This is a genomic window from Auritidibacter sp. NML120636 (genome assembly GCF_003185945.1).
GTDB classification, from domain to species: Bacteria; Actinomycetota; Actinomycetes; order Actinomycetales; family Micrococcaceae; genus Auritidibacter; species Auritidibacter ignavus.
Genome location: NZ_QHLO01000009.1, coordinates 1 through 21,600 on the forward strand (window position 1 = coordinate 1; position 21,600 = coordinate 21,600).

Sequence of the window (21,600 nt, forward strand, 5' to 3'; positions counted from 1 at the left end):
TGGGAGAGTAGGACACCGCCGGACAATCATTACACGGTCGGGGACGAACAGACCACCCTGGTGACAACGACGCCACCACCCCCCAGGCTCTGTTCGTCCCCGACCACCATTTAACCCACCAAACACCACCCAGCTCTTCCGCGGACTGTCGATCGGTTGCGACAGATCTGCTGCGCATTCGCTTCGTCGAAATGTTTCCGGTGGTACTTGGGACGGGACTTGTGCTCGGGCACGCGGTTTTCAATCTGATTTGCTATTATTTGTTTCGCTGGGTAGGTCTTGATTGTTGTGTGACCGTTCACGAGGTAGAGCTCGGGGTGTTGACGCTTTTCTGGCTGAGTATCCGTGCGTACCACGGACACTGTCTTGGGTAGGTTGACTGAAGGAAGGAACCACCATGAATTTCTTTGCTTTTCTCGTACTTGGACTCTTGGCCGGCATCATCGCCAGGATGATTCTGGGACGACAACATGGCTGGTTCGCCACTCTGATTGTGGGTGCACTTGGGGCCATGGTCGGTGGCTGGCTCGGTAACCTCATCTTTGGTGTCGGGGTGAACGAATTCTGGTCGCTGTCCTCGTGGGTGCTGGCCGTTGGAGGCGCGGTGATCGTTCTGGCGATCTATGGAGCCGTGTCGGGCCGGAACAAAGTACAACGCTAAACTAGCTACGTGACCAGCAGAAAGAGGCTGCCCCACTGCGGGCAGTGGAAAGACCTGGACCCCTTACTCTGCTACGGTATAGCGCGTTTGCGATTCCAGGTTTTTGTCATGGAGCAAGGCGTGATCAGCGTCGAAGAATTAGACGGTCGAGATCTCGAGCCCGGCGCGGAGATGTGGTGGTTGCAGGACGGTGACGTCCCGATCAGCACGCTACGTGTGCTCCGTGAAGGGCCACAACGTATTGCCATTGGTCGGGTTGCTACCCATCGTGATTATCGCGGTCAAGGACTGGCTGGAGCTCTGGTGCAAGCAGCCGTGGCTGCTTATCCGGAAGATCAGATTGAGTTGCACGCGCAGGCGCATTTAGAAAACTGGTACACGTCGTTGGGTTTCCGCAGAGAGGGCGAAGTTTTCATTGAAGCAGAGATTCCGCACGTGATGATGCGACGTGGCTGAATCAACACAACGTGTCCATGTGTGAGCTACGAGACGTCTTTTGGATATTTCCGGTTGTGGGTTTATGATAGGTACTCGTGGCTGAAAGGCCACGGACTCAACCCACCGGGGTGTGGCGCAGTTTGGTAGCGCGCGTCGTTCGGGACGACGAGGTCGCAGGTTCAAATCCTGTCACCCCGACCACCTTTGAGCCCTTCGTGCATGGCACGGAGGGCTTAGTTATTTCTCCGATACGCTATTTTAGTCCTGGCGGGACCCTGGCAACAGATAGCGGAGCTCATCGATCATCACCTCAGCGTCCATCGGCCGGTTGAAGAGTTTTTCGCCCGGCTCGAGGACCCAGCCAGACGCGAGGTTTGGTAACGTGACCGGGGCGAACCCGAGTTGGTCGAGCATACCGGCAACCAGCGTGGCTACCTGCGGGACATCGGTGGCAAGTGCTGAGGCACGTCGTGGAGTGGCAGTGAACCGATCGGCGGCATCCAGGTCCCAATGCGAAATATGATTTAATGCCTTAACCACAGCCAGCGTGCTGGAGAAGTGCGCGGCAACAGCCTCGGAGGAGGAGAGCCCCTCAGATCGCAGTGCCTGCAGCCAGGCCGGCAATGGCTCCTCCTCCCACCGATTGGTGGCATCAACCAGCACCACTCCAGATAGGGTCTCAGGATCGACGTCGTCCAGATCTTCTTGGGGCACCATCAACACCACGAGGTCAACTTCGGCTGCAATCTCATCAGCCTCAACGGCATGAGCATGGGGAGCGTACTGTGCTAGATGGTACTTCAGAGCTCGCGGTGGCCGGGAAGCAGCAATATCGACCTCAAAACCGGCCTGGTGGGCGACCCGGGCCAGCGCGGTTCCGGCTCGACCTGCCCCAAGGATCCCGAAGCGAGTGACCGAGTCAGGACGAGACAATGTCATTATGCTGGACACCGAGTCCCTGAATGCGAGTTTCCACCTCATCACCGGGCACCAGCCACGGTCGGCGACCTTTGTCGTTCTTCATCGCCAGTGCGACGCCACCCGGAGTCCCGGTCAGGATCAAATCACCGGGTGACAGCGTAATAATCTCGGAGAGGTAGCTGATCAACTGTGCCGGGGTGAAGACCAGATCGCCCACGGAATCGTCTTGGCGCACCTCACCGTTGACCAGCGTGGTAATCCGGGCGTTGGGGTCAAACTCATCGGGGGTGACCAGCCAGGGGCCGATCGGGGTGGTAGCTTCAAAAATCTTGCCCTGTGTCCACTCCGAGGTGCGTCCCTGATAGCCACGCAATGAGAAATCATTGGAAATGGTGTAGCCGGCCACGTGATCTAGGGCCTGGTCTTCGGGGATGTTCCGACCCGGTGTCCCGATCACCACGCACAGTTCCCCTTCGTAGTCAAGCCGGTGGTCCACTGCGGGGATCGCAATGGATGCTTCTGCTGAGGTCAGTGTCTGGGAAAATTTCGTAAACACCGTGGGATAATCCGGAAGTTCCAGTCCTGTTTCCTTGATGTGGTTGCGGTAGTTCAGCCCAATGCAGAACACCTTTGCGGGGTAGGGGATCAGCGTGTCATAAGTAGCCTGACTGACATCGAGCAACTGGCGTGGATCCTTTGTCGTGGTCTCTAAGGCGCGTTCCGCCAGCTGCTGGCGGACCTCGGGCGGCTGAGTGACTAGCTGCCCCACATCTGTGAACTCGGGGATCTGGACTCCCAGAGTGGCGTGCTCGGTTCCCTGTGCGTCAGTTTCGGTTTCGGTAATCAAAGCGACGAAACTCGCACCGAGCTTATCGGTGGGCTCATCGGGGACACGGAAGGTCGCAAACTTCATATCCTCATACCACCACAGATTCTGTGACCACCACAATAGGCTTCCTCTCGTCTTCTGCCAGGTCAGAGCCTAGGGTGGTGGGTATGAGTAAGCAGGCCTCAATCATGCTGGGCACCATGGAATGGGACGACCCGGTGAGAGCGCGTGAGATCCTTTCCCGCTGGGTGCAAGCACACCAGCAACCGGGCTCTGCGGTGTTCGACCATCAGCTCTGGGTGGACACCGCGGATATTTATCGTCGGGGTCGTGCAGAGACAGCGCTGGGTTGGTTGTTGGTCGAACAACCCGAATGGCGCGAGCAGTTACAGGTGCAAACAAAAATTGGCGTCGTTGCCGGCACCGACGAAACCCCAACCTGCTATAACAACTCCGGCGACCACATCCGCGCCGGGCTGGAACGTTGCCTGCAACACCTCGGTGTGGACACCATTGACCGGGTGCTGATTCACCGTCCCGATCCACGGACTTCGTTGCGGGATACTGCTCTGGCCCTGGTCGGTGCACACCGACAGAAGATCACCCGGCAGGTGGGCGTTTCCAATTTTTCCGCGCCCCGGTTGGAGGCCTTCAACCAGGTGTTGGCCGAGGCTTCCCAGGGGACGTTAACGATTAGCGCTCACCAGGTGCAAGCCAGTCTGACCGTCCCCGACGTGCTGGGGGCAGTGGTGGACCCCAACCGGTACCCCGGCTGGATGGGAGTGATCGAACACCGCGACACGCTGGGCATTGAGATTCAGGCCTACTCGCCCTTGTCGGGTGGCGCGGTCTTTCAGCGGGCCGGTGGGGCCCGTATCGCCGAGGAGCTCTCCGCACGAATAGGAGCGGTGGCAACCGGATGGCTGATGGCCGCCGGGAGTGTGGCCTCAGCGATGAACTCATCAATAGCTGTGAACGGCGAGGTTGCCATAGGCGAGAATGGACATATGTACGAAACACTTGATTTACAGAGCGGGAACCTTCTGATCGGGCTGGGAGTCATCCTGGCGATTGCGGGGCTCGCCGTATCGGCTCATGCCGCCTGGCGGAAACGCCGTTACCGGGCTATCGACACCGGTAAGACCATGGCCTTTGAAGGCGCCGACGCCCGGGTGGAAGGTCCCGAGGGCCGGATCGATGCCCGCTTTGAAACCTGGGCGGGACTCGGGTTGGTGGTGATCGGCGCCGGGCTACTGATCTGGGGGCTGGTGACCAACGCGAATACCAACCGGGTCATCACCAACAACGTCACGACCAAATATCCCGAGGTCGTGGAAGTCGAACCCAATCGCTGGATCGGTTATGCCCTGGACGCCACGCTGGTCTATGAGGACGGTCGTGAAGAATCTGGAGTTCGGATCATCTTCGATGAGCACACCGGTGAACCCCATATCAGTGGCGAGACGGACGAGAATCAACAGTGAGGACACCTCGATGACAGCACCTACCGCTACCTACCGCGTGCAGCTGAGCGACCATTTCACCTTGGCCGATGCTGGCCAGCTGTGGGGATATTTGCGTCGGTTAGGAGTGACCGGACTATACCTGTCTCCGATATTGCAGGCCAACTCAGGGTCAGACCACGGCTACGACGTGGTGGACCCCACCTGCGTGGATGCTTCCCGCGGTGGTGCCCAGTCCCTGCAGGCGCTGGCCGAGCAGGTGCATGCCGACGGGGGACAGCTGATCATCGATGTAGTGCCCAACCACGTCGGGGTGGGGGTGCCAGCCGAAAACCCGTGGTGGTGGGATGTGCTCGCCCATGGCCCGACCTCGCGCTACGCGCGATTTTTCGACATTGACTGGGCGGCCGGCGACGACCGGCTGGTTATTCCGGTGCTCGGGGAGGGCACCGCACAAGACCCGGGCGCCGAACGCGACCGGCTGTGCGTGCGCGAAAGCACTGCGGAGGCCGGGGCCGGGGCAGACCAAGGCATAACAGATCTGCGGTTGTGCTACGACGACAATGAGTACCCATTGGCCGAAGACACCGACCTGTCGGGCCAACCCCCGCAGGACGACCCAGTTGCTTATGCCGCTTGGGTGCGGGGTATCCACGACCAGCAGCATTACCGGCTCGAGCCGTGGCGAGATGGCGAGTACGAGGTCAACTATCGACGGTTTTTTGCGATCAACGAGTTGGCCGCGCTGCGGATAGAAGATCCGATAGTCTTCCAAGAAGCCACGACAGAAATCCGTCGCTGGTTCGCCGACGGGGTGGCAGACGGGCTACGCCTGGACCACATCGACGGACTGGCCGATCCGGGGCAGTTTCTGCGTCAGCTCCGGGACCACATTGGCGACAACGCCTGGGTGGTGGCCGAAAAGATTCTGGAACCCGGAGAAGCACTACCTGAGAGCTTCCCCGTGCAGGGCACCTGTGGCTATGACACGTTGCAGGCACTCGACCGGGTACTCATCGACCCGCGCGGAACCCAGGTTTTAGCGGGTATGACCGCCAGCGAGGCAGCGGAAACACCCCGGCAGCACGATCCGGTCGAGCGGTACCGGGACCTGGTCTACCAGCTCAAACACCGGGCGGTGACACAGATGCTGACTCCGGACCTGCACGCGGTGGCCCGGCTGGTGGCCCCGGACCTGGGACGCGAGTCCGATGACCAGCAGTTATTGGTCGGATTGACCACGCTGATGTGTGCCTTCCCGGTGTACCGTAGCTATGTGCCACTCGGCGAGGAGTACCTGCATCAGGCCGCCGCGGTGGCGGTCGAGCGCGATCCCAGCGTCGCCGAGGTCGTTGGACAGCTGATGCCGGTCCTGGCCGACCCGCAACATCCCGGCGCCATCCGATTCCAGCAAACCACCTCGATGGCGATGGCCAAGGGAGTCGAAGACACCGCCTTCTATCGGTTCAGTCTGCTCAGCTCAGCCAATGAAGTCGGCGCAGACCCAGCCCAAATCGGCATCAGTGTCCAAGAATTTCACGACCAGCAACGCAACCGGCTGACCCGGTGGCCAGAAACGATGACGACCATCTCGACCCACGACACCAAACGCTCGGAAGACGTGCGCGCTCGCATCCACGTGCTCAGCGAGTGTGCCCAGCAGTGGGCCGAGACCTTCGCGCAACTGACGCGGATGATCACCGACCAGCTCCCACGGGTGGGGGACGATCTGGCGCTATGGAAAATCGTGGTAGAAACTGGATTCGGCGCTCAGCCACTGTCCAACGCTGGGCTGGAATATCAGCGGTGGGACGACTACGCGGTCAAAGCAGCCCGGGAGTCTGGGGCGATCACCTCCTGGACCGAGCAAGATCAGGAGTATGAACACCAGCTGGGCGAGGCCCTGGAATTGTTACTCGATGATGCCCACCCCGTCGGGGCGCTGTGGGAGCAGTTCACCAGCGAGCTGGTGCCGGCCGCGGTGTCGAATCAGCTCAGCCTGAAGCTCTTGCACCTGGTCTCGGTGGGTGTGCCCGATATTTATCAGGGCACCGAAATCGTGTTCCCGACTATGGTAGACCCGGATAATCGGTGCGCGGTGGATTTCGCCTACCGCGCCGATCTGCTCGATGAGTTGGACCGACGGGTCGAGGCGCTGGGTTCGCCCGGTCTGACCCCGCCGCCCGACCCAGCGCCCGGTGCCGGCATCGATCGAGCGGCCTGGGGCGAGTTCGCCGATCTGACGAAGTTGTGGATCACCACCCAGGTCTTGCACCTGCGTTCGGATTGTCCTGACTGGTTCACCGAATACATCCCGCTTGAGGTACATAGTGACCAGGCTGGGGACGACCACGTGATCGGCTGCATCCGTGGCCAAGCCATTGCGGTGGCAACCCGGTGGCCGCTGGGCCTGGAACGCCAGGGCGGATGGGACACCACGACCAGCATTGTGGTGCCGAAGGCAGAATGCGTCTACCTAGACCTGCTGACCGGTACCAGCTACCGCTCGGATGCTAACCGCCGCATCGAGGTGGCTGATGTACTCCACATTCTTCCGGTGGCCCTGCTTGCCCCACAGGACCTGGTGCACCAAGACGATCCGGACACAGCCGGTGACACAGAACAGGCAGGCTAGTCCCGTGATGAACAACGACTCGGCCTTTCACTTCCACTCTCCCCCGGCCAGCCGTCGCCGGTATGCGGTCTGGGCCCCCGAAGCTGAAGAAATCGAGCTGGTAATCGTCACCGAACCTGCCGGTGAGCTCGCTCAACGCACTGACGGGCTGGCCACCGCAGACACCTGGCCGGTGACTGCCCGCTACCGGTTGACCACCGATGATCAGGCCGGGGGCTGGTGGTGGTTGAATGAGAAACACCGGGGCGAGATCCCCAACGGGGCAGGGTACGGCTACGTGCTGGACGGGTCCGGGCCCTTCCCGGACCCGCGCTCGCGGTATCAACCCGACGGCGTGCACGGCCCCTCCCGGCCGGTACCACCGTTACCGTGCGCATCGTCGCAGACGGCACCCAGCCACCCAGCACGGTCCAATGAACTCGCCGAGATGGTGATTTACGAGCTACATCCCGGCACGTTCAGCCCCACCGGGGATTTTGCCGGGATCATAGAACGGCTGGACTATCTCGTCGAGCTAGGGGTTACCCACGTGGAACTCATGCCGGTGGCAGGATTCCCCGGTCGTTTCGGGTGGAGCTATGACGGCGTGAACTGGTTCGCTATTCAGGCCAGTTACGGCGGACCGGCCGAATACGCCCGGCTGGTCCAGGCGGCTCACGCCCGTGGGCTCGGAATCATTCAGGATGTGGTTTATAACCACTGGGGCCCCGAAGGACATTACCTCAATCAATTCGGCCCCTATCAACGCGCCGACGAGACCCGGTGGGGCGCCGGCCCCAATCTGGACGGTCCCGATTCCGACGAGGTCCGGACCTATATTCTCGATCAGGCCCGCATGCTCTTGCTGGACTACGAGGTCGACGGGTTCCGGTTGGACGCGGTGCATGCGCTGTCCGACACCCAAGCAGTCCACATCCTACAACAGTTGCGCGCGCTGACCGATGAGATTGGCGCCCAGACCGGGGTGAACCGGGTGCTGATCGCCGAATCCGACCTGAACGACCCGCGCATGATCGATGGGCTCGAGACCAACGGCCTGGGACCGCATGGGCAGTGGTCCGATGACTTCCACCACGCCGTCCACGTGGCCGCCACCGGGGAGACCCAGGGCTACTACGCTGATTTCGCCGACCCGAACGCGCTACCCAAAGCCATTGATCAAGGGTTTTTCCACGACGGGACCTATTCCAGTTTCCGCGGTCGCCACCACGGCCGAGCCCTGAACCATCACCGGCACCGGCCCAGCCAGCTAATCGTTTCCATCCAAAACCACGATCAGGTCGGCAACCGGGCCGCTGGCGATCGTCCGACCGCCAGCATCGAGTTATCCCGGGCCATGGGGCAAGCGGCCCTGATGCTACTCGCCCCGGGGACCCCAATGCTGTTCATGGGCGAAGAATTTGCCACCCGCACCCCGTTCCCCTTTTTTGTCGACTTCGCCGAACCCGAGCTGATCACCGGGGTCTCAACCGGGCGACGTCTCGAGTTTGCCGCCACCGGTTGGGACCCCGACACCGTGCACGAGCCCACGGCAACCGCCACCCGAGACCTGGCGGTCTTGGACTGGGACGAGCCAAACCGCGTGGGGCACCGGCAAGCTCTGGCCTTCTACCGCCGGCTGATTCAGCTTCGACGACAGCTCCCTGCCCTGCTGCGGACCGGTGAGTCCGAATCGCCCGAGGCGCTCGACTCGTTTGACTCGGTGCACACCACGGTGGACCCGGAGACCGGACTGATCCACCTGATCCGGACTGTTCCTACCGCACCAAGCCCCGCAGTGCCACGATTGCATCTGCTCCTCGCCTGGGGGCCCGACCCCGTCGAGGCTCGGATCTTACGTCGTGAGCAACGCCCACAGGATGTGCACCTACTGACCGGATTTGATCCGGTGCACGAGGTGGTCACCAACGACCTGGAGGCGCTAGTCGTTCCCAGACGGGCCCTGATACGTCCCGGGGCGGTGATGGTACTCGGTGTTGGGACGAGAAGCCTGTGAGCGGGAGACCGTATCTGCGGTGAGGGGATCATCGGGAGCACGCGGTGTCAGAATCTCCTGGAGATAAGACGTCACGGTCTCTTCAAGGCTGACCTGCTGTCCGGCCCGTTCGGAGAGATACCAGCGGTGCTCCAAAATCTCGTGCATGATTTCCGCCGGCTCCATCTTGCCAGCCAGTTCTGCCGGTAGGTGCTGAATGATCGGGTCGAAGACTTGCTGTAGCCACAGCTGAGCAGACAAGTGTTCATCGGTCTGCCAGTGTTGTTCTCTTCGGTAGTCGTCAATGGCCTGCAACAGTCGGCGAGCTTGATTTTCTTCCACGCTCAGCCCGGTCAATTGCAGTAGCCGACGGCGATGGTGGCCGGGATCGACGACTTTGGGGTTCAGCACCAGTTCACGACCACCGCGGGCGGGCGTGACATCGTATTCTTCAACATCAAAACCTAGCTCGTTGAGCCGACGGATGCGGTCTTGTAGGTGCATACGCTGATCGGTGGGCACCGCAAAGTCGGTGGTCAATTCATGCCACAGGTTGCGGTAACTGGCAGAGACCTGCTCCGCGGTGGCCACCGGGTCAACGGTTTCGGCCAACAAGCCACCGGCGATCAGATCCATGAGCTCGCCGGCAATATTGGTCCGAGCAATCTCCATATCGTGGGCGCGTTGCCCGGCCGAGACGTTCGTGCGTAGCTCCCCGGTCTCGGCGTCGACCAGATAGGCGGCGAACCCGCCGGCATCGCGACGAAACAGCACGTTCGACAGTGAAATATCGCCCCAATAAAATCCTTCGAGGTGTAGTTGGACGATCAGTACTGCTAGCGCGTCGATCACCCTGGTGAGGGTGTCGCGGGAGAGTTGCTGACTCAACACGGCCCGATACGGCAGAGAAAAAGGTAGATGTTGGGTGACCAACATAGCGGGGAGTGGTTCGTCTGCGGGATCCCGGCGGCCGGTAATCACCGCCAGGGGCACCACACAGGGGATATCGCGCCGGCCGAGCTGGCGTAATAATCCGTACTCAGCTTGGGCCTGTGCCGGTGTGGTTTCTTTCAGCGCTACCACTGCCGAGGGCAACCGGACGAATCGCACGACGTGTCGCGAAATACCACGGGGCAGTGCGGTGATCACCTGCTCGGGCCAATCCTCGAGGTTCTGGTGCAGGGGTAGGTCCAAGAGCTCGGCGCTGAGCGTGGGAGAGGAGTGTGTCGAGGAAATGCGGACCTGGTCATTGATGGGATGTGGAGCGGAATTCATTAGTACATGAGTGTGCCCCGAACTCCGGTTGCTGTCGAGTCCTGTGTAGCTGAGACACAAACTTTAAGATATTCAGATCCTTGGCACGATCACCGGTTATGCTATCCCAGGAGCCCGTGACCACCACGTTGTCGAGGATCAAAGATATGGCCAAAAACTCCAAGTCCGCAGGGGATGCGCGAACCAGAGCGCGCCAGATGCACGAAAAACAACTGAAAAAAGAAAAACGCAACGCCCAGATCACCACCTGGAGCATTGTTGGTGTGGTGGTTCTAGTCATTGCGGTGATCGCCGGGTTGCTTATATGGAACCAAAACCGTTCCATTCCTGAATCTGGTGAAGCCCCGACCATCGCCAATGAACACGGTGGTATTACCTTGGTGTCCACGACAGAATTCGCTGAGGGCGAGTCTCTCGGCGAAGTCAGCGCCAACGAGGTCGGCGAATCCAATATCACCGATGAACCCCCCGAAGAGGTGCCCGGCGGGGAAGAACGTGACCAGGATGAGCCCGCCCAGGTCATTATCTATGCCGACCCGGACTGCGTGCACTGTGCTGACTTCGAAATGGCCAATTCCGAGTTCATTAATGAGAAGCTAGACGCCGAAGAGATCACGGTCGAGTACCGCTTGGTTAACTACCTGGATAACCCCGGAACGAATAACTTCTCGTCTCGGGCTGCCAACACCGCGCTGTGCACCGCTGCAGAGCATCCCGAAAAGTTCAATGATGTGCTCACCGCATTATTCGAAACCTATAGCACCCATCAGGGCCAAGGCCTGTCCAACGATGAGCTGAAACAGCTGGCCAGCGATAACGGTGCTGACGTTTCAGACTGTATGTCGAATAACACCTACCGTCCGTTCGTGGACTACACCGCGGCGAAGGCTCGTGAAGGTGGTATTGCGGGAACTCCATCCATTTGGGTCAACGGCACGTTTACCACTCAGGATTCCTTCCAGGACGATGTGAATAACGCCATCGAGGACTAGGCACTCGAGGCATGAATGCAGCTGGGCGGCCCGAACCGGTTGGCATCTGCCACCGTTCGGGCCGCTCGCGTCTGCAAGATGAAATCGCCGACAAGTCTGCCGATCCGGTATGCTAGAGAAGTTGCCTGAGGGCTTTGCCTCCTTAGCTCAGTTGGCCAGAGCATCTGTCTTGTAAACAGAGGGTCGCCGGTTCGAATCCGGCAGGGGGCTCTGACGCCGAGGGCCCTGTATCCACTAGTGGGTACTGGGCCCTCGGCGTTGAATTCGAGGAATAACCTGCACGCCGGTCACCTTCCGCCTGTGGCTGGCATCCTGGGATCGATTCCCAGACAGTCCTCAGGCATGGTCGGGGCTAACGATGCAGTGTGGTCACCGCGACGTCCGATTTCGCGTTGACTCATCTTCCTGCTAAAGTATGACCTCTGTACGGATCCTTAGCTCAGCTGGTTAGAGCGTTCGCTTCACACGCGAGAGGTCGCTGGTTCGAATCCAGTAGGATCCACGGCGAGTCCCTGTTTGCTCCGAGCAAGCGGGGATTTTTTCATGTCTAAGATGTAGATGATAGACAACGCGGAGAGTGATCTGTGTTGCACTCCGATTATTGTCATGTGTACATATTGCAATATCTTTATATGTCTGGTGGAATAGAAATATGGACAGCGAATCAGGCGTTGCCGAGGCGGCGAAATTGTTCAAAGTTCTCGGTAGCGTTCCCCGATTGGAACTGTTGCACGAGATTGGACATGAGCCTCGCACTGTTGGGGCGCTTGCGGAAGCGACAGGACTGTCGCAACCGCTGGTCTCCCAGCATCTGCGGACCCTTCGGCAGGCCAGTTTGGTGACCGCGGTCCGATCGGGCAAAGAAGTGATCTATCACTTGGCTGACCTTCACGTCAGTCACGTGATCGATGATGCGCTGGCCCACGTTCAAGAACCTGAGACAAGCGTTGACGCGCCAATAGAACCCACAGGCACCGATGAAAAGGAGTCGTCATGACCGAGCAAGATGTACACGCTGAGCACACCATTGAAGAGCACGAGCACGGCGAGGACTGCGGCCACGAAGCAGTTCAGCACGGTGATCACGTGGACTATATTCACGATGGCCACCGTCACGCGCTACACGAGGATCACTACGATGAGCACTAAGCGCTGAGTTTTGGCTCTGGATGTTAGCTCAGTGGGGATGCCCGAATTGGGTAGCCCCACTGAGTTTTTTTAATCCCGGGCTAACGCGCAGCTCACGACGGAACAGCAACGTGCATCACTGTTCGTGTGCTTCGCCAATTCACGTCGCATAAAGCGCCTTACTGGAGAGTAGAACGTGATGAGTCACTCTCACGACAACTGTCACGGACCAGCTCAACACGGCCTAAAATTTAGGGTGGGTTAAGGCTGAGAATCTCGGCATCAGAATGAACTTTTTGAGGAGGCAGTATGTCTAAAAATGTGCGTACCGAACGCGACGAAGACGTCACAGAAACCACCTCAACGGATCATTCTGAGGCCCCGACAGAACAGCCCAGCACAGATTCGGACGTCATTCCCGTCATTCGCCCGGCTGTGGTGGCACCCAACCCGGATGCGTCAGCGCCACAGACCGCACCGGTGTACGAAGAACCGGAACCGGTGGCTGATCATGACCCGGTGCCTACCTCGGTGCTGTCGTCTACCACCACGGACCTTCCCTCGGTTACTCCCCGAGACTCGGAGGACCAGTCCGAGCGCGGTGGCTCCTCGCCCGAGAAGACTAGTGAGGACCAACGTCATGAGTTTGATGAATGGCGGCGTCCCGCGACCGACCCTCAGCCGATAGTTCCAGCTGGCTATGCCTCGGAGACCGAGACGGAAGCCGAGCCTTCCCGTCGTCGTTTTCCCGGGCTACCGACCTGGAAACCCAATCTCGGCGGGCGCACCCGCGGGGGCGTGTTTCGGAAAAGCGCCACTGATACTGCTCCCAGTAACGCCGCAGAGGATCGTCACTCCTTCGTTGACTCGATCCCTACCCAAGCGCTCCAGCTCAATAACCGTCTTTTCCAGTCGCCCTATCAAGCCCGACGAGTTGCCAACGCTGGACGCGACTATCGTCAAGTCGCTGAAAATGCTGATGTTGGCAATACGTTGCAATTTGCGTTGCGTTTGGGTGAGACCATGTTCCGTTTCGGAGCTGGTGCGCTGGAGGTCGAAACCTCCATTATTGTGGTCACCCAAGCATTCGGCGTCCCCGACGCGGAAATCGACATCACCAACCAAGCGATCTCTCTGAACTACGTTCCCGCCGGGGAAACCCCCTTCACCTATCAGCGCGTGGTGCGTTCCTGGTCCTCGAACTACGCGGGGCTGTCCTTCCTCCACCAGCTGGTCACCCGGATTGCCAACGGCGACGCCACCCGAGACGAGGCCGAAGCAAAACTGGCCGAGATCCGTCACCAGTCCAAGACCTTCCCGGGCTGGGTTGCACTGCTGGCCACTGGACTATTCGGCACGTCGTTCGTGATGTTCATCGGCGGTAGTCCAATGGCCGGCTTGATGACGTTTTTCTCGATGATCATGACCATGACGGCCGTGGATCTGATGGGACGGATCCGCATGCCTGAAGTCTTTGCCACCATGACCGGTGGCGCGGTGGCTACCGGGGTGGCGCTGGCTTTGTACGCCTTCGATGTTTTCCAAGACCCCTCGGCGGTCATCGCCGGGTCGCTGATGATGCTCCTACCTGCGCTTCGCATCGTCTCGGCTGTGCAGGACGGTATTAACGGCTTCCCGATGACGGCTGCCGGACGTATGGTTTCATCCCTGCTCAGTTATATCGGTCTGGTGGCGGGCATTGTGGTCGCTGTGGCGATCTCGGACCTGATCGGAGTGCCACAAATCGACCTGACCCGGGTTCCGGACTATGAATACCCGGTATGGCTGCTGGCCTTATTCATCCTGATGGCCGCTCTGTTTGCGGCCATGAGTGATCAGTCTTCGGTGCGACTGCTGTTGCCCACCGGCTTGGTCTCCGGCATCGGTTACTTGGCGTATGTGGCCGGAGAAAATCTCGGCCTGGGGCCCACGGTCACGCCCGCGTTCGCAGCAGTGGCTGTCGGTTTCCTAGCACGTATTGTCGCGCTCCGATTGGGCGCACCCCAGCTGGTGGTTGCCGTGCCGGCGATCATGTTCTTGCTACCCGGGCTGATGATCTTCCGCTCGATGTACCGGATCACCATCTCAGCTGAAACCGTCCCCTCGGGCTTGATTGGAATGTTTAACGCGATGGTGATCATTCTGGCTATGGCCTTCGGGTCGGTGCTCGGTGATACTCTGGCTCGGCCGCTGACCGGTCGACTCTCCGATAACGAGCGTCGCCGGATTGGTCGTCGTTAGTCGCAAAGACGACAGGGGTTCACCTACTGCGGAAGTTCCCAGTCAATCGGTTGGAGCCCGTGGGCGACCAAGAACTCATTGGTGCGGGAGAACGGTCTGGACCCAAAAAAGCCCCGTCGGGCCGAGAGGGGTGAGGGGTGCGGTGACTCAATGACCGCAGTGTTGGTGCCGCCGAGAATCAGGGGCTTGGTTTTGCGGGCATCAGCGCCCCACAGCAGAGCTACCAGCGGCGTTCCTCGAGCGACCAATGCTTCAATTGCCTGCTGAGTGATCTCCTCCCACCCCAGTCCGCGGTGTGACCCCGGCGATCCAGCGGTGACGGTCAGCACACGGTTGAGCATCAGCACGCCTTGATCGGCCCAATGAGTGAGATCGCCATGCTGCGACGGGGTGATGCCCAGGTCATCGTGTAATTCCTGAAAAATATTGGTCAGCGACCGTGCCAGGGGCCGGACGTTACGATGAAGAGAAAAACTCATCCCCATCGGATGCCCTGGAGTGGGATAGGGGTCCTGTCCCAGCACTAAGACCCGTACGCGATCAAAAGGCTGGCGAAACACCCGGAGAATGTTGTCGGGTTCCGGCAAGACTTCCACATTCCGTGCGTTCAGGTCACCCAGCCGGTCAGCAATGAGCTGAAACTGTGTCGCACACGGTGCCAACGCCTGGGCCCAGCCAGGATCCAATGGATGACGCATCGGCGGTAACTGTGAGGCGGTAGCGGCTGAGTCACGGGCCGAGCCGGAGGCGCTGGAGGGTCTGGAGGAGTCTGCCGAAGGTGCAACCATAGTGCGAGCCTAACCGGTGAGAACCAGCCTGCTCTACTAGACTGGGCCACGATGACGAAGTTGGAACCGCTGAACGACCGTGAAAAAAAGGTGCTGGACTTGGAGCGCCGTTCTTTCCGGTACTCCGGAGCGAAGGACCGGGCCATTCAAGATGACTTGGGCATGACGCCCACCGGCTACTACCAGTTGCTGACACGGCTCGTTGACGACGAACGCGCCATCGCCGCCGACCCGATGTTGATCAACCGCATTCGCCAACGTCGTCGCACCGCCGACCGCGCCGACCGCCACCCACAGAGCACCACTAGATGAACAAGATGTCCAAGACAGAGTATGAGCCAGACCGGTTCTCTCACGTTCCGGAATACACCACCGAGCACGGGGCCCACCGGGCAGATTTCCGTGGCCCCGAATCCAGCGCCCACCTGATCTGGATCATTCTGGCCGCAGGGTTGGCGTTGGCCATTGGTGCTTTCAGTTTCATTTTGCTCCCTCAACTACGGTCGCAAATTTTCGCTGATGCTCCTGTGGTGGCAGGCCCCTCGCCCGAGGAGGATCCGGACGCTGTCTTGGAATCACCCACAGACGCCTCGGATGCTAGCAACGATGTTGGCTCGCCGGATCCCGCTGATTCCGCCGTCCCGGACGACGCTGAGACGGCTGTCGACGAGGACGCAACCGGTGCTGAGCCCTCTGCCACGGAAGAGACTCAGGAATCCGCGGAGGTTGACTATCAAGCTCCCGTCTCGGTATATAACTCGACCACCATTAACGGTCTCGCTGCCCAAACCGAAGCTGAGTTGACCCAAGCTGGGTTCAATGTTGTGACCGTCGGAGATTGGAATGGGGGCCCGGTGACCTCCAACATCGTCTACTTTGATGATCCAGCACTGCAAGCCACCGCCGAAGAAGTTGCCTCTCAGGTGGGTGGCCAAGCCCAGCAGAATGACACGGTCAGCGGTCTGACCGTAGTGGTCGTTCAGTAGGGCTCGTCTTGCGATGAACAGCCCCGGAACTCTACTTGCACTCGCCCGGGGGGAGTGCTAATAATGGAGTTAGCACTCTTAGGTTGTGACTGCCAAAGTTGCCCTAAGAAGTAGACGCCCTTCACTCCAGTGAGGTCGGGAGTAAACCGCCACCCGGTGGTTGCTCCTCACCGTCCGTCGCGGGCACTTGAGTGTGGGACTTCACCGAGAGATTCGTCCAGAAAGGACTTGTGCATTTCATGGCTAAGACCATTGCATTCGATGAAGAAGCACGCCGTGGCCTCGAAAAGGGTTTGAACACGCTGGCTGACGCCGTCAAAGTGACGCTCGGCCCGCGTGGTCGTAACGTCGTCCTGGAGAAATCCTGGGGCGCTCCGACCATTACCAACGACGGTGTGTCTATCGCTAAAGAAATTGATCTCGATGACCCCTATGAGAAGATCGGGGCCGAACTGGTCAAAGAGGTCGCGAAGAAGACTGACGATGTTGCCGGTGACGGTACTACCACTGCGACCGTGCTGGCTCAGTCCCTGGTGAAAGAGGGACTGCGCAACGTCGCTGCCGGGGCTGATCCCATCGCGATTCGTCGCGGTATCGACAAGGCCGTACAGGCTGTGACTGAGAAGCTGGTTGCTCGCTCCCACGAGGTCGAGACCAAGGAGCAGATCGCAGCGACCGCCTCTATTTCTGCTGCTGACCCACAGATCGGCGAACTGATTGCGGAAGCCCTAGATAAGGTCGGCAAGGAAGGTGTGGTGACCGTTGAAGAGTCCAACACCTTTGGCCTGGACCTGGAATTGACCGAAGGCATGCGCTTCGATAAGGGCTTCCTTTCCGGTTACTTCGTCACTGATACTGACCGTCAGGAAGCGGTTCTGGAAGATCCCTACATTCTGATCGTCAACTCCAAGATTTCCAACGCTCGCGACATGGTCGGTCTGCTGGAAAAGGTCATGCAGTCCGGCAAGCCGTTGCTGATTATCGCTGAAGACGTTGAAGGCGAAGCCCTGGCTACCCTGGTGGTCAACAAGATTCGTGGCACCTTCAAATCTGTGGCGGTCAAGGCTCCGGGCTTCGGTGACCGTCGTAAGGCGATGCTCAACGACATCGCTGTCCTCACTGGCGGGCAGGTCATCTCTGAAGAAGTCGGCCTGACCCTGGAGAACGCCACCGTTGACATGCTGGGTACCGCTCGGAAGGTGACCATCACCAAGGACGAGACCACCATTGTTGAAGGTGCTGGCGAGGCCGATGCGATCTCCGGTCGTGTGGCGCAGATCCGGGCTGAGATTGAGAACTCTGACTCGGACTACGACCGCGAAAAGCTTCAGGAACGTTTGGCTAAGCTGGCCGGCGGTGTGGCCGTGATCAAGGCCGGTGCTGCTACCGAAGTTGAGCTCAAGGAACGCAAGCACCGTATTGAAGACGCTGTGCGCAACGCTAAGGCTGCTGTTGATGAGGGCATCGTTGCCGGTGGTGGCGTGGCACTCATTCAGGCTGCTGCTGAAGCGTTCGCCGAGCTGAAGCTGGAGGGCGATGAAGCCACCGGTGCTCGGATCGTTCAGATCGCTGTGGAGGCGCCAGTGAAGCACATCGCCGAAAACGCTGGCCATGAGCCCGGCGTCGTGGTGGCTAAAGTCAAGTCCCTGCCTGCTGGTGAGGGCCTGAACGCTGCCACCGGTGAATACGAGAACCTGCTGGAAGCTGGCGTGAACGACCCGGTGAAGGTTACCCGCTCGGCTCTGCAGAACGCTGCTTCGATTGCTGGTCTGTTCCTGACCACCGAGGCTGTTATCGCCGACCAGCCGGAGCCGGCACCTGCCGGTGGCGATGCCGGCATGGACGGCATGGGCGGTATGGGCGGCATGATGTAACCACCCCACCCTCCCCCCCGGGGGTGATGGACCTCTTGAGATCACAGCGGGGCGCGAACCGGATGGTTCGCGCCCCGCTGTGATCTGAGTCGAAGTCCGCTCTAACGAGCGGACTTTTTGGCTTGTTCTATCTTCTTGATCGCCTGCTTGCGGGCACGCTCAATACGCTTGACGTCGTCGAGCTGGCGGGCTGTTTTCGTCTCTGAGGCGGGATCCTTCTCGATGCCTTTCGGTCGTGGATAGATCTCGGCAATCAAATTCTTGCGGGCCTGACGCTCCCATCGCTTGATCGCGGTCGGGGTATTGAAAATCGGGTTTCTCGCCAGAATTCCGCGTAGCACTTTCTCCCGCCCGGTGGTGAAGTCGTCATCCGAAACCTTGGCGAAATCCCGACGAACCGCTTGTTGGTAGCGCTGATACGGGCCGGGGCTGCGACCTAAAACTTCCAGGTCGGCATCGCAAAGGATGCGACCAGCTGCGTCGTCGTTATGCGGGTCGTGGGTGAAAGTCAGGCGGACCAGACGGGAGACTTCAAGGATCTCGGGGCCGGGGACGCCGAGGGTCGGCAAGACACGTTCGGCCAGTCGGGCTGAATCCTCTTCATCTTGTCCGGGCGGAAGATGGGGGTCGGCCCGATAGACCGCGTCGTGGAACCAGGCCGCTAATTTTGCCGCGCGAGGAAACTCGCCCAGAGGTTCTCCGGCCCGCTCGAGAAGATCTATCCCTTTTAAAACCGACAGTAGGTGTGAGGGGTCATGGTAGTGCCGGTGCGGCTGCGACCACCGTTGATACAGATCGGTGAACACCGGGTCTCGATCCAGTTCGGATGTTTCTGGGAACAGTCGGTCGAAGCGACGGTGGAGGATTTTTTCGAGTTTGGAACTCCGCTCAGCGGCAGTGATGCGTAGCCCAGATTTCACCAAACGACGCACCAGCTCATGACCGGAGACTTCTTCGGCACCGGCTGCGACCAGATTGTCGTAGAGCTCGACCGGAACGTCGTAATGATCACCGTCAAAAGCCCTCGGATCGAGGTTATTCACCCGCGCAAACTCGTGTAGTTCCTCGAGAGACTCATCTGAGACCAGATGAGAAAACACGGTGCCGTAAGCCGGCCACCGCGCCGGGTCAATGAGAACGGTCATGGTCCCAGCTTACCCATTGTCAGCTGGATCCATGACCGCTACTCTCTGGTACTGGACTAAGATCAGAACATGAAGAACCGGGTGTTAACCACGGAACATTGAAGCATTTGAGGTTTCGGTATTCAGGTACTGGGTGGCTGCCTGTGACATCGCTTCACGAATGGAGGACAAGGATTCTTCCACTCGGGCTTGTACCGCGCGCCATTCGCTCAGTAGCGTCTGGAAGTTTTCTGAGGCCTGCCCTTTCCAGGTGCCCTCGAGCTGGCGCAGGTGGCTTTCCATGGTGTTGACTTCGGTTTGCAACCGTCCCACTGAGGTTTCTACCTGGCGGGATTTGGCCAATAGGTCGTCGGTGTCGATCTGAACAATAGCCATGTCGTCTCCTGGTCATTTCATAAGGATCGGGAATCTCCGGCGCCGGAGTGGGCCGGTGATTTCAGCCTAAGAAGTTCTCCCGAGGACACCGTGGCACCGCACGATTTTGTGGATAACAGATCTCACGTGGCGTTGTGACCTAAGAAGGTGTGGATGAGCCCGAACTGTCAGGCCCCGCGGGGGTCCTCAGACCGGTGATGCTGATCTGCACCTGCGTTCGTCTCGTCCATCTCGTCCTGATCCGTGGGCTCGTCGTCGGTAGCGTCATCGTCGTCACTATCATCCTCGACTGCCTCGTCACTGGGACGCCATGGCAAGCGAACCGACATCGTCGCGCCACCGCCTGGTGTCTCTTGCAGGCGAACGGACCCGTCGTGTTGGGAGACAATCCCGGCAACGATAGCCAGGCCCAGTCCGGTGCCCCCGGTTTGGCGATGTCGTGAGGAGTCAGCCCGATAGAAGCGTTCGAAGATCCGGGAGGCATCTTCTTCGGAAATGCCTGGGCCGTGGTCACGGATTTCGATGACGGAGTTGCGCTCTTCAGCGTTGCTCGCACCGGAACTTCCTGGCAGACCTGAGAGAACATCCACGGACCCCACAGCAATCTCCAAAGGAGTGCCGTCGGGCGTGTAACGTAGCGCGTTGGTAATCAGGTTTGAGATGACCTGCCGGAGCTTATTTTCGTCTCCAGTGGTCATTGCGGACTCGGGTTGATCGGTTTCGAGTCCCACCAGTTGGATAGTGCGATCCGGAGCTGAGGCTCGGGTGTCCAGCACGGCGTCACTGGCCAGAACCAGCAGATCGACCGGTTGCTGGTCACTGTCACGCAACTCGTCCAATCGAGCTAGGGTCAGAAGATCCTCCACCAGCTGGGTCATACGGGTGGCTTCGGATTCAATACGGCTCATGGCCGTTTTCACGTCATCGTCATTCGTGATCGCCCCGTGACGGTACAACTCAGAGAATCCTCGGATCGTCACCAGCGGGGTGCGCAACTCGTGCGAGGCGTCCTGGACGAAACGGCGCATTCGTGATTCGGAAGACTCTTTGGCATGGAAAGCGTTCTCAATGTGGGCCAGCATCGCGTTCAAGGACCGGGCCAATCGGCCAACCTCGGTATCCGGCGGGCCCGGAGGCACGCGTTGGGTTAAATCGCCAGCAGCAATCTTGGACGCGGTACGTTGCACTCTATTCAACGGCCGGAAAGACCGGGTGACGACCACGTAGGCAATGACGGTCGCCACCACGGTCGCGAGCAGTCCGATGCTGACCACCAAGGTGGTGACACGTTCCACCGACTCCTCAATCGGCGCCATGGGCAATGCCACCGCGACCGACCCGGACCCGGAATCCAATCGATAGACCTGGACACGCCAGGACTTACCTTCCTCATTGCGCCCGGGTACCGTAAATGGCGTGTTGCCTTGGGCGATGGCTTCCTCGGCGGTCATGGGCTCGATGGCTGGAGTATCGGAGCCTTCTGAGCGGATGGAGGCTACGACTTGGCCATCGTTGGTCCACGATTCCCCATAGAACCGCACAATAGATTGCTGAAAGTCGCCCAGATATTGGTCGGCTTGACCCAGCGAGGTCAAGTACACCGAGACATTGGAGCGGTTCGCGAAGAGATCTTCATCCATACTGCGAATCAGCTCGTGGCGGTACAGCGAGGCGGTCAGGACCGCGGTCACCATCACCGTAGCCAGCATCAGCAACGAGGTAATCACGGTCAGCTGGGTGCGCAAGGAAAAGCTACGCCAAGAGCGTGAGGCGTACTTCACTGGATTGCGCGTGCGCGGACCGTGATGCGGTCGCGGGGGCGGATACTGCGGAGGTTGCGGAATCGAAGCGGACGAGGTAGCGGACATAGCTGA

Annotated in this window: 19 protein-coding genes and 3 tRNA genes; 15 read left to right on the top strand and 7 right to left on the bottom strand. The window is 59.6% G+C overall.

Going from position 1 to position 21,600, the window contains the following annotated elements; all coding sequences use genetic code 11:
* Positions 1–397: 397 nt before the first annotated feature.
* From DCC25_RS08395 to DCC25_RS08405, 3 genes are all read left to right on the top strand, one after another.
* The gene (locus DCC25_RS08395) at positions 398–661 is read left to right on the top strand and encodes a GlsB/YeaQ/YmgE family stress response membrane protein (RefSeq protein WP_110099439.1); all 264 of its coding nucleotides are present in this window, start codon (positions 398–400) and stop codon (positions 659–661) included.
* A gap of 9 nt (positions 662–670) precedes the next feature.
* Positions 671–1,117, top strand: coding sequence for a GNAT family N-acetyltransferase (locus DCC25_RS08400; protein ID WP_199445905.1), 447 nt, complete (start codon positions 671–673; stop codon positions 1,115–1,117).
* A 106-nt stretch (positions 1,118–1,223) separates the two neighbouring features.
* Positions 1,224–1,300, top strand: a tRNA-Pro gene (locus tag DCC25_RS08405).
* Positions 1,301–1,357: 57 nt separating this feature from the next.
* Here the strand turns inward: DCC25_RS08405 and DCC25_RS08410 are convergent.
* Together DCC25_RS08410 and DCC25_RS08415 are read right to left on the bottom strand one after the other, a co-directional pair.
* A complete protein-coding gene (locus DCC25_RS08410) occupies positions 1,358–2,038 on the bottom strand; it encodes an NADPH-dependent F420 reductase (protein ID WP_110101351.1) in 681 nt (226 codons plus the stop codon).
* The gene (locus tag DCC25_RS08415; protein ID WP_110099436.1) at positions 2,019–2,933 is read right to left on the bottom strand and encodes a fumarylacetoacetate hydrolase family protein; all 915 of its coding nucleotides are present in this window, start codon (positions 2,931–2,933) and stop codon (positions 2,019–2,021) included. The genes DCC25_RS08410 and DCC25_RS08415 overlap by 20 nt, the downstream gene beginning before the upstream one ends.
* A gap of 83 nt (positions 2,934–3,016) precedes the next feature.
* Here DCC25_RS08415 and DCC25_RS08420 point away from each other — a divergent pair, with 83 nt between their 5' ends.
* Genes DCC25_RS08420 through treZ form a run of 3 tightly spaced genes read left to right on the top strand, consistent with a single transcriptional unit; the run spans position 3,017 to position 8,943 of the window.
* Positions 3,017–4,333 (top strand): aldo/keto reductase, encoded by a 1,317-nt coding sequence (locus DCC25_RS08420; protein WP_110099435.1) that lies wholly within the window; start codon positions 3,017–3,019, stop codon positions 4,331–4,333.
* A 10-nt stretch (positions 4,334–4,343) separates the two neighbouring features.
* Positions 4,344–6,947 (top strand): malto-oligosyltrehalose synthase, encoded by a 2,604-nt coding sequence (treY, locus tag DCC25_RS08425; protein ID WP_158524762.1) that lies wholly within the window; start codon positions 4,344–4,346, stop codon positions 6,945–6,947.
* Positions 6,948–6,954: 7 nt separating this feature from the next.
* Complete coding sequence (gene treZ / locus DCC25_RS08430; protein WP_233488017.1) at positions 6,955–8,943, top strand: malto-oligosyltrehalose trehalohydrolase; 1,989 nt, start codon at positions 6,955–6,957, stop codon at positions 8,941–8,943.
* On the opposite strand, the gene DCC25_RS08435 is transcribed toward treZ, so the two are convergent.
* Positions 8,869–10,197, bottom strand: coding sequence for a DUF4032 domain-containing protein (locus DCC25_RS08435; RefSeq protein WP_110099432.1), 1,329 nt, complete (start codon positions 10,195–10,197; stop codon positions 8,869–8,871). The genes treZ and DCC25_RS08435 overlap by 75 nt on opposite strands.
* Before the next feature lie 197 nt (positions 10,198–10,394).
* On the opposite strand from DCC25_RS08435, the gene DCC25_RS08440 reads away from it, so the two are divergent.
* From DCC25_RS08440 to DCC25_RS08465, 6 genes are all read left to right on the top strand, one after another.
* Positions 10,395–11,189 (top strand): thioredoxin domain-containing protein, encoded by a 795-nt coding sequence (locus DCC25_RS08440; RefSeq protein ID WP_158524763.1) that lies wholly within the window; start codon positions 10,395–10,397, stop codon positions 11,187–11,189.
* A gap of 136 nt (positions 11,190–11,325) precedes the next feature.
* Positions 11,326–11,399, top strand: a tRNA-Thr gene (locus tag DCC25_RS08445).
* Between the two features lie 218 nt (positions 11,400–11,617).
* Positions 11,618–11,691: transfer RNA gene (locus DCC25_RS08450), tRNA-Val, on the top strand.
* 150 nt (positions 11,692–11,841) lie between these two features.
* Positions 11,842–12,186 (top strand): helix-turn-helix transcriptional regulator, encoded by a 345-nt coding sequence (locus tag DCC25_RS08455; RefSeq protein WP_110099430.1) that lies wholly within the window; start codon positions 11,842–11,844, stop codon positions 12,184–12,186.
* Positions 12,183–12,338: a zinc transporter permease gene (locus DCC25_RS08460; protein WP_110101353.1), complete on the top strand. Its 156-nt coding sequence runs from the start codon at positions 12,183–12,185 to the stop codon at positions 12,336–12,338. Before DCC25_RS08455 ends, DCC25_RS08460 begins: the two co-directional genes overlap by 4 nt.
* Positions 12,339–12,626: 288 nt before the next feature.
* A complete protein-coding gene (locus tag DCC25_RS08465; protein WP_110101354.1) occupies positions 12,627–14,558 on the top strand; it encodes a threonine/serine exporter ThrE family protein in 1,932 nt (643 codons plus the stop codon).
* Between the two features lie 23 nt (positions 14,559–14,581).
* Here DCC25_RS08465 and DCC25_RS08470 read toward each other — a convergent pair whose 3' ends face one another.
* Positions 14,582–15,256: a uracil-DNA glycosylase gene (locus DCC25_RS08470; protein ID WP_110101401.1), complete on the bottom strand. Its 675-nt coding sequence runs from the start codon at positions 15,254–15,256 to the stop codon at positions 14,582–14,584.
* A gap of 141 nt (positions 15,257–15,397) precedes the next feature.
* On the opposite strand from DCC25_RS08470, the gene DCC25_RS08475 reads away from it, so the two are divergent.
* The 3 genes from DCC25_RS08475 to groL all read left to right on the top strand — a co-directional run bounded on the left by DCC25_RS08475 (position 15,398) and on the right by groL (position 18,206).
* Positions 15,398–15,658 (top strand): DUF3263 domain-containing protein, encoded by a 261-nt coding sequence (locus DCC25_RS08475; protein ID WP_110099427.1) that lies wholly within the window; start codon positions 15,398–15,400, stop codon positions 15,656–15,658.
* 5 nt (positions 15,659–15,663) lie between these two features.
* On the top strand, positions 15,664–16,332 hold the full coding sequence (locus DCC25_RS08480; protein ID WP_158524764.1) for a LytR C-terminal domain-containing protein: 669 nt from the start codon (positions 15,664–15,666) through the stop codon (positions 16,330–16,332).
* A gap of 239 nt (positions 16,333–16,571) precedes the next feature.
* Positions 16,572–18,206, top strand: coding sequence for a chaperonin GroEL (gene groL, locus DCC25_RS08485; protein WP_110099425.1), 1,635 nt, complete (start codon positions 16,572–16,574; stop codon positions 18,204–18,206).
* Between the two features lie 101 nt (positions 18,207–18,307).
* Here the strand turns inward: groL and DCC25_RS08490 are convergent, their stop codons facing one another.
* The 3 genes from DCC25_RS08490 to DCC25_RS08500 form a co-directional block, all read right to left on the bottom strand.
* The gene (locus tag DCC25_RS08490; RefSeq protein ID WP_110101356.1) at positions 18,308–19,351 is read right to left on the bottom strand and encodes a DUF4031 domain-containing protein; all 1,044 of its coding nucleotides are present in this window, start codon (positions 19,349–19,351) and stop codon (positions 18,308–18,310) included.
* Between the two features lie 84 nt (positions 19,352–19,435).
* Positions 19,436–19,726: a WXG100 family type VII secretion target gene (locus DCC25_RS08495; protein WP_110099423.1), complete on the bottom strand. Its 291-nt coding sequence runs from the start codon at positions 19,724–19,726 to the stop codon at positions 19,436–19,438.
* A 167-nt stretch (positions 19,727–19,893) separates the two neighbouring features.
* A complete protein-coding gene (locus tag DCC25_RS08500; RefSeq protein ID WP_110101357.1) occupies positions 19,894–21,594 on the bottom strand; it encodes a HAMP domain-containing sensor histidine kinase in 1,701 nt (566 codons plus the stop codon).
* Positions 21,595–21,600: the final 6 nt, after the last annotated feature.